The sequence below is a fragment of the Oceanospirillum sp. genome (assembly GCF_982874595.1).
In genome coordinates, this window is sequence record NZ_CEYNZH010000050.1 from 21,323 (window position 1) to 28,417 (window position 7,095).

Here is a 7,095-nt window from a genome sequence, read left to right on the forward strand (position 1 = left end):
GGGACAGCCTGACAGAGAAAAGGTTTAGCCCCAAGCTCTGATATCTGATCAGCTGAGAGTTACCCTGATTGAAAAACACCCGCCACAAAAAAGGGGCAGCAGCCTGAAAAGCCATGCCCCAAATGGGTCAAATCCATAAAGCGATTAAGCAGAGATCAATCAGTCCGGCAGAGGTTCAGACCTCAACCCCTGCACGACGGAGTAGCCGGAAACCAGCACCACCAGCATAAAGGGAACACCTGTAATCAACACCGCAGCCTGCAGCGCCGTCAGACCGCCACCCAACAGCAGGCCAATGGCAATGGCCGCCTCGACCACCACCCAGAAAATACGCTGGGTTCGTGGGGCACTGACTTTCCCCCCGGAGGTGATGGAGTCGATCACCAGAGATCCGGAATCTGCCGAGGTAATAAAGAAAACCATCACCAGCACAATGCCGATCAGAGAGGTAATAGAAGCCCAGGGCAATTCCGCCAGCATCGCAAACAGCTGCAGTTCCAGAGCCGCGTTTTGCGCTCCCTGATACCCTTCTGACAGTTGCCAGATCGCGGTTTCACCAAAGGCGCTCATCCAGATCACAGACACCAGAGTCGGCACCAGCAACACGGCGGTCAGAAACTCTCTCACGGTGCGGCCACGGGAAACACGGGCGATAAACATGCCGACAAATGGCGACCAGCTCACCCACCACGCCCAGTAGAAGGCCGTCCAGCCATGGATAAAGCCTTCGTCCGGACGATTAAACGGATTCGACAACGCAGGCAGCTGATACAGATAGCCCAGCAGGTTGTCCGCAGCACCGGACAGAATAATCAGTGTCGGCCCCATCAGAATCACAAACAGCATCAGGGCAAAGGCCAGCCCCATATTGACCTGAGACACCCGACGCACCCCTTTCTCAACACCGGCGACCACTGATAACAGAGTCACAGCGGTAATACCCAGAACCAGAAAGACCATGGTGGTGCTGTTATTGGGAAAACCAAACAGAGCATTAAGACCTGCTGCAGCCTGAGAAGCCCCCAGCCCCAGCGAGGTCGCCAACCCGAAAAGAGTAGCAAATACTGCCAGCACATCGATCAGATGACCCGGCCAACCCCAGATACGCTCACCCAGTACCGGGTAAAACACCGAGCGCATGGTTAGCGGCAAGCCCTTGTTGAAAGAGAACAGTGCCAATGCCAGTGCCATAATGGCGTAGGTGCCCCAAGGGTGTAATCCCCAGTGGAAGATGGTGGTCGCCATACTCAGCGACAGCGCCGCCTCATCACTGGCCAGCTTTTGTCCAAGTGGGCCGGATGTACCGGAGCGCAGATCACCAAAATAGGTCAGGGGTTCAGATACGCCATAGAACATCAGTCCCACGCCCATACCCGCAGCAAACAGCATGGCAAACCAACCCAGATAGCTGAAATCCGGCTTGGCTTCAGTACCACCCAATCGCACCCGACCTAACGGCGATGCGATCAGAGCCAGAGCCAACAGCACAAACAGGTTGGTGGACATCATAAAGGCCCAGCTCAGGTTACTGGTCAGGTAAGCCCGGATCCCGCCAAAAAAAGGCCCCATCACATCCGGCAGCGCCAGCGTAATGGTGGTAAAGGTCAGGATAACCACTGATGACCAAAGGAACACTTTACTGTGCAGATCCACCTCCAGCCCGAAAAAACCGGAGGTGATATTGTCCTGACCGATCACATAATCGGTGTCGATCAGATTGGAATGTCCATCAGGGGACGGAATACTTTCTTCTGAGGATGAAACAGATGGGGCAGCCGCGCTGAGAGCGGTCGCTTCCAGTCGGTTCGTTGCTTGATTCATGGTGTACCTGTCAGCTGAATACGTTCAGTTGTTCAGAGGCGATAAGAAAACCGCCTGACGTGTAAAGCGCGCATTCTGCCTATGGCAAAGCCATCATGGAAACGAAGAGTTCTGATAAAGTCATCACGATTCGTGATACCCTGCCCGCGGCCTTTAAATCGCAACAACCTAACTGCTGTAACCGATGCCTTTATGATGAATTCGACTCAACGCCCTATCGACCTTGTGCTGCTGAAAACCTTTGTTGCGGTAGTAGATAAAGGCGGCTTTACCGCCGCCGCACAACATCTGCATCTGGCACAATCCACCATCAGTGCACACATTAAACGGCTGGAAGGCCTGCTGGAACGCCCCCTGCTACAGCGTAATCAACAGGCCGCACAGCCCACGGCCGCCGGAGAACGCCTGCTGGCACACGCTCGTATCATGCTGCGGCAGAACGCGCTGGCGTGGCAGGATCTGCTGGATCAGCGTCTGGCAGGTGTGGTTCGGCTGGGCATACCGGAGGACTACCTCAGCTATCTGCCGCTGGCTTTGTCAGACTTTGAGGGGCGCTTCCCGGATGTAGAGCTGGAGGTACACTGCGGTCTGAGTGTTGATCTGGTTCAGCAGGTAAAAACCGGGGCGCTGGATCTGGCGATCACCACGCGTCAGCCCCGCAGCCCCGGTGGAGAGGTCATTAGACGGGAACCTATGGCGTGGGTAGGCGCAGCGGGGTTCGATACTCATCGGCGGTCGCCCCTGCCACTGGCGCTGTCCAAAGAGGGCGTTTGTATCTTTCGGGAACATACACTGGCAAGTCTTGATGCCGCCGCAATCGACTGGCGCATCGCCTATACCAGCACCAGCCTGTCGGGCCTCTCGTCAGCGGTTAAAGCGGGACTGGCTATTACCGTACTGACACCCTCAATGCTGGCGCCGGATATGCGCATTCTGGGCACCGATGAGGGCCTTCCGGAGCTGCCCTATATCGAGATCGCTCTGCACCGAAACGCCAAACGTGCCACAGAAGCCACCGAGCAACTGGCGATGCAGCTGCATACCTACATTGAGCGCCACGGTCACAAAAGAACCCTAACCGGGGAACCCTAACGCCAGAGACAACACCACTTAGTCTGATGCCCGCATCTGAGGTTGACGGAAAAACAGCAGTGCCGTGACCAACGCCAGCGCGATAACCCCGTAACAGAAGATGCTGACGGCGATATCCAGCCCCCAGTGATCCGCGACCCAGCCCACACCCAGCACGGGCAGCATACTGCCCACATACCCCAGAACCAGATAGGTGGAAAGCAGGCCAGAATGATTATGGGGCTGAGCGATTCGACTGACCATATTCATACCAGAAAGCAAGGTCATGCCATGTCCCGCAGCCGTAATCAGCAAACCAACAGCCAGAATCCAGGGTGAGCCACGCTCCAGATTCAGAAGCAACAGCACACAGCAAAGAGCAAGCAGTAATAAGCCTGAAGCCCCGCACCAGTGGACTGGCAGGCGGCGCGTCATCAACTGTGCAGCAGAGGACAGAAACAGAATCACAGCAATGGAGATCCCGCTGATAAAAGGCCCTTTCCAATCGATCATCTGTTCCAGAAATAAGGGCGACATAGAGGCATAAAGACCGAAGACGCCAAAGGCCAGAAAAGCACAGGCATTGGTCAGCATAAATGCCAGGGTATGCTCACGCTCTGGCCAGATAAGCTTCGGCACCCAGGCTCTGCCCGCGCTTTTGCCTTTAGGTTTAGTCAGGATTTCATGGGGGGGTAAATCAAGACGTTGCAATGCAATAAGGCCGATCGCAGAAAGAGCCATAGTGGGTAAGTAGGCCGTGATCAGCGGATTGGACAGCCACTGACCGATAATCCCACCAACCAATGGCCCGAGACCGAAGCCAAACGCAATCAGAACACCACTCATAGAAGCGGCACGATTGGGATGTGCACCTGTCGCTAACTGGCGTAATCCAACCGAAGCTGAAGTCGTCATCAGACTGGAAGCAACACCGACAATAAAACGTGCCAGATTGAGGCTCAGGGTATCCCAAGCGATCATGGTTAAGCCGGTTCCCACAAAGACCAACGCCAGCGACAACTGCATCACCCGACGAAAACCGATTCGGTCAGAGAGCTGTCCCAAAAACAAAAGAGCAGCCAGCGCCCCTGCCATATAGATGACATAAATGACGGAAATATCGCTGGCTAACAGCGACCACTCACTTTTGTAGAGACCATAGAGCGGACTGATCAGTGCCGTACTCATCACACCGGCACACATGGCAAAACTGACCCAGAAAAACGGAGAGCGAATCGCTTTCATTAATAAAACCACGCACGGTGAATAGAAGATAAACAAAGGTAAAACAGAAAAACCGCCAAAGCTTTAAAGGCGATGACGGTAAGGGAAAAAAGATCAAGGATCAGATTTCAGCTTAGGGAAGCATCTGATTGATCACCAGAAAAATAAATAAACAGGGCCGGGGTTATCGTTTAATATTTGTCGGTAGTGACCGCCACCTGGCACTGCGGTGACAACATACAAACAAAAGCTACTGGCTCAACAAACTGACTTTCAGACACCTAGAGCTTCTTGGACAATCTCAGCCTTGAGTCGTTCCTTAGCGTACATCTTCTTTAAGCGGCGGTTTTCCTCTCCCAGCTCCTTCATGCGGGCCATCAAAGAGGCATCCATCCCGCCATATTTTGCCCGCCATTTATAAAAGGAGGCGAAACTCATGCCGTGCTCGCGGCAGAACTCAGGAATGGAGGTACCAGCTTCGGCTTGTTTCAAAAATCGCCCTAATCTGGCTATCGGTATAACGTAACTTTTTCATGCAGAGTCTCCTGCTATAGATTGCGGGAAGATTCTACTTTTGAGCACCACTACTTTCCGGAGGGATTACAAGTCATCAGAGCGATGGACGCATCCGGTGTAAAACTGAAACCTGACGCTGTCGCAGCTGAGCATCCACTTCGAAGGACGAATCGACGGTTACGTGGATCTGTAAGTAATGGGTGACATAGAACTATGAACACACTCTTGGCTTTGGTGGCTAAGCAGATCATCCAAAACCCTGCCCGCTGCATAGTGATATAAAGCTCTTACATAATTTTTCAACTCAGCATCTATGGCATTTTAATTGGCATTATTTTCAATCCCCAATATGCAGCCCGAACCACATAGGCCCGAGCTGCTAGACTTACACAATACTCAAAGAAGCTTTCTGGCTTCAGATTTCTTTAATATTAATTTGAACAGTGTAGCGGTTATCTTCCCCCTTTAAGGCGTTGATACCGATGTCAGCAGCCACCCCATCCTTGGCGTAATTGAGTTTCTCTTTGCCTGAAGTGTCTGCCATTTTCTTAAAGATATCTTTGTAAGAGTCTGACTGCTTACCCGCCAATAGGTTGATGGTATTGCCCGCTACCCAAGGAACGTCAATGGAAGCAAATAATGGTGTGTTGGAGTTACTATTTTTTTCCATCATCAGCAACGCCTCGAAACCTTCCATGAAGGTACTGTCATTCTCGAAGCCGAAAGCTACCCCGTGTACAACTTTTGAAGTCACTTCAAACTCGAGGCCATCGACGGTAACCCACGTACCCACCTCAGTCACTCCCGGCAACAAATAAGGCACATTCGCCGAACTCTCTTGAATATTAATAGGAATATTGCCTAAATATGGAGTACTCACCCTGACCTTGATATCCGAGAAGTTGTAGAGATAGACCGATGCTCGTTGTTTTTTGAAAATGAATGGAAACACAAAGTAAGAAATAATAAAGAATATAACTAATGTAATAATAAAGTTACTAGCCCCAGCTAAGAAACGAGCACCTCTAGATCCTGACGACATCCAAGAAGTGAATTTCACATACCAAATATCTTGAGTCATAGCGGCTTGCAGACCACGTGCTTCTGCCATTGTAAGCGCCCGAGTGACACCTCTCTTGACCAGATAAGTACACAGTTCAGCAATCCCCTTTGTCAGTATTTTCGTCACAGCCTTAGAAAGAGCCCATATGGCCTCTCCCACGAGATAATTTTCTCCGAAGAAAATAACATTCTGCCAGAAAGTTCTACCACCACTAGTAAACTTGATGACTGCTTCGACAGCTTTACTATAATCCTCGTCAGGATTATTCATCTTGGCATCCAGCCAAGCCTTCTCGGCAGCACGGCTAAGCTTTTGCTGTTGCAAAACGGTGATACTAGCACCTCCTCGCTTACAGATGCGTATTTCGGTGCCGTCCTTCATGATGCCATTAATCCAATAATGCTGCTGATCATCTTTTGGGATTTCCCCTAGCCATCGGATCATCTCGGCCATATCTTTGTCCGCAGCTGATTGGTCACTGCCAAAACGACCTAAAGGCTGACCACCGTTCGCAAGCTGCTCCAATTCTTTCACCTGATCATCCGTTAGAACCTGATAGTTACCTATAGGCATCATCTCAACAGGCGTTTCATCTGTCTCTTCTACCACCAACTTGATATCAGGCAGATCCATCTGCTTTTCGTTAGAGACGTTTCTAGCGCTCGTATCTGTGTACTGCACATAGTTAAGTAAAGAGTCTGGACAATTGATGTACTGAAACTTTCCAGTTTGCTCATCCAACTTTTCTTTCAAAGAACCGCAGGCATGGAAGAAAGTACGATAGAATTCATGCTGTAAGGTGACGTGGCCATCCTCTCTTCGCAAAATAAAAATGCAGTCAGCGGGGGCGTAGTCCTTAACGAACAGGCCATCGTGATTAAGGTAGTCTAAGGTTTCAGGATGGCGAATACGAACGAGTTTAATGTCTAACATTATGATTTCCTTATGCTTATTACTCTGCTCTAAATGAACACTAACGTTTAGTCATAGTTTTATATCCGGGGCATCTAAAGAGCTGATACAACCGGAATATTAACGATAATAGTTGAGAGACATAACCCTCCCTATCAAATATACGATTCAATTGATTTAAATCAATAAAGATTTAGGAAAGATGCTGAGATATCCCCATAAATTTAAGCATAACCTTGCTTCCTTCTCTTTAGTTGCTGAGTGAGTTATTTGATGCTATCCGCCAGTTTTTTGATATCTGCAGACGAGTCACTAAAGCCTGTTTTCCAAGATAGGAGTGAGACAAGACTCTTCGCTTGCGTATCGTATTCACCAAGAAACAATTCGCATGATCTGCCAACTTTAATTGCATGCGTTTCTATGTTTTTTTACTCCTTAGCGGCAAATTCTGAGTGCAACACCTAATCCAATATAGGATAAGGTATTGT

4 protein-coding genes and 1 pseudogene are annotated in these 7,095 nt (G+C 50.2%); 1 reads left to right on the forward strand and 4 read right to left on the reverse strand.

Annotated elements, in window-relative coordinates; genetic code table 11:
• Window positions 1-159: 159 nt before the first annotated feature.
• The gene (locus AC4GL5_RS15430) at window positions 160-1,821 is read right to left on the reverse strand and encodes a BCCT family transporter (protein WP_490383693.1); all 1,662 of its coding nucleotides are present in this window, start codon (window positions 1,819-1,821) and stop codon (window positions 160-162) included.
• A 192-nt stretch (window positions 1,822-2,013) separates the two neighbouring features.
• Here AC4GL5_RS15430 and AC4GL5_RS15435 point away from each other — a divergent pair, with 192 nt between their 5' ends.
• Window positions 2,014-2,913 carry a LysR substrate-binding domain-containing protein gene (locus tag AC4GL5_RS15435; protein ID WP_490383694.1) on the forward strand — a complete coding sequence of 300 codons (900 nt, stop codon included), beginning with the start codon at window positions 2,014-2,016 and terminating at the stop codon, window positions 2,911-2,913.
• Window positions 2,914-2,931: 18 nt separating this feature from the next.
• Here the strand turns inward: AC4GL5_RS15435 and AC4GL5_RS15440 are convergent, their stop codons facing one another.
• The 3 genes and pseudogenes from AC4GL5_RS15440 to AC4GL5_RS15450 form a co-directional block, all read right to left on the reverse strand.
• Entirely contained in the window at window positions 2,932-4,137 is a 1,206-nt protein-coding gene (locus AC4GL5_RS15440; protein WP_490383695.1) for an MFS transporter, read from the reverse strand.
• 261 nt (window positions 4,138-4,398) lie between these two features.
• Window positions 4,399-4,651 (reverse strand): annotated as a pseudogene (gene tnpA / locus AC4GL5_RS15445) (IS66 family insertion sequence element accessory protein TnpA); the annotation flags it as partial.
• A gap of 396 nt (window positions 4,652-5,047) precedes the next feature.
• Entirely contained in the window at window positions 5,048-6,628 is a 1,581-nt protein-coding gene (locus AC4GL5_RS15450) for a hypothetical protein (RefSeq protein ID WP_490383696.1), read from the reverse strand.
• Window positions 6,629-7,095: the final 467 nt, after the last annotated feature.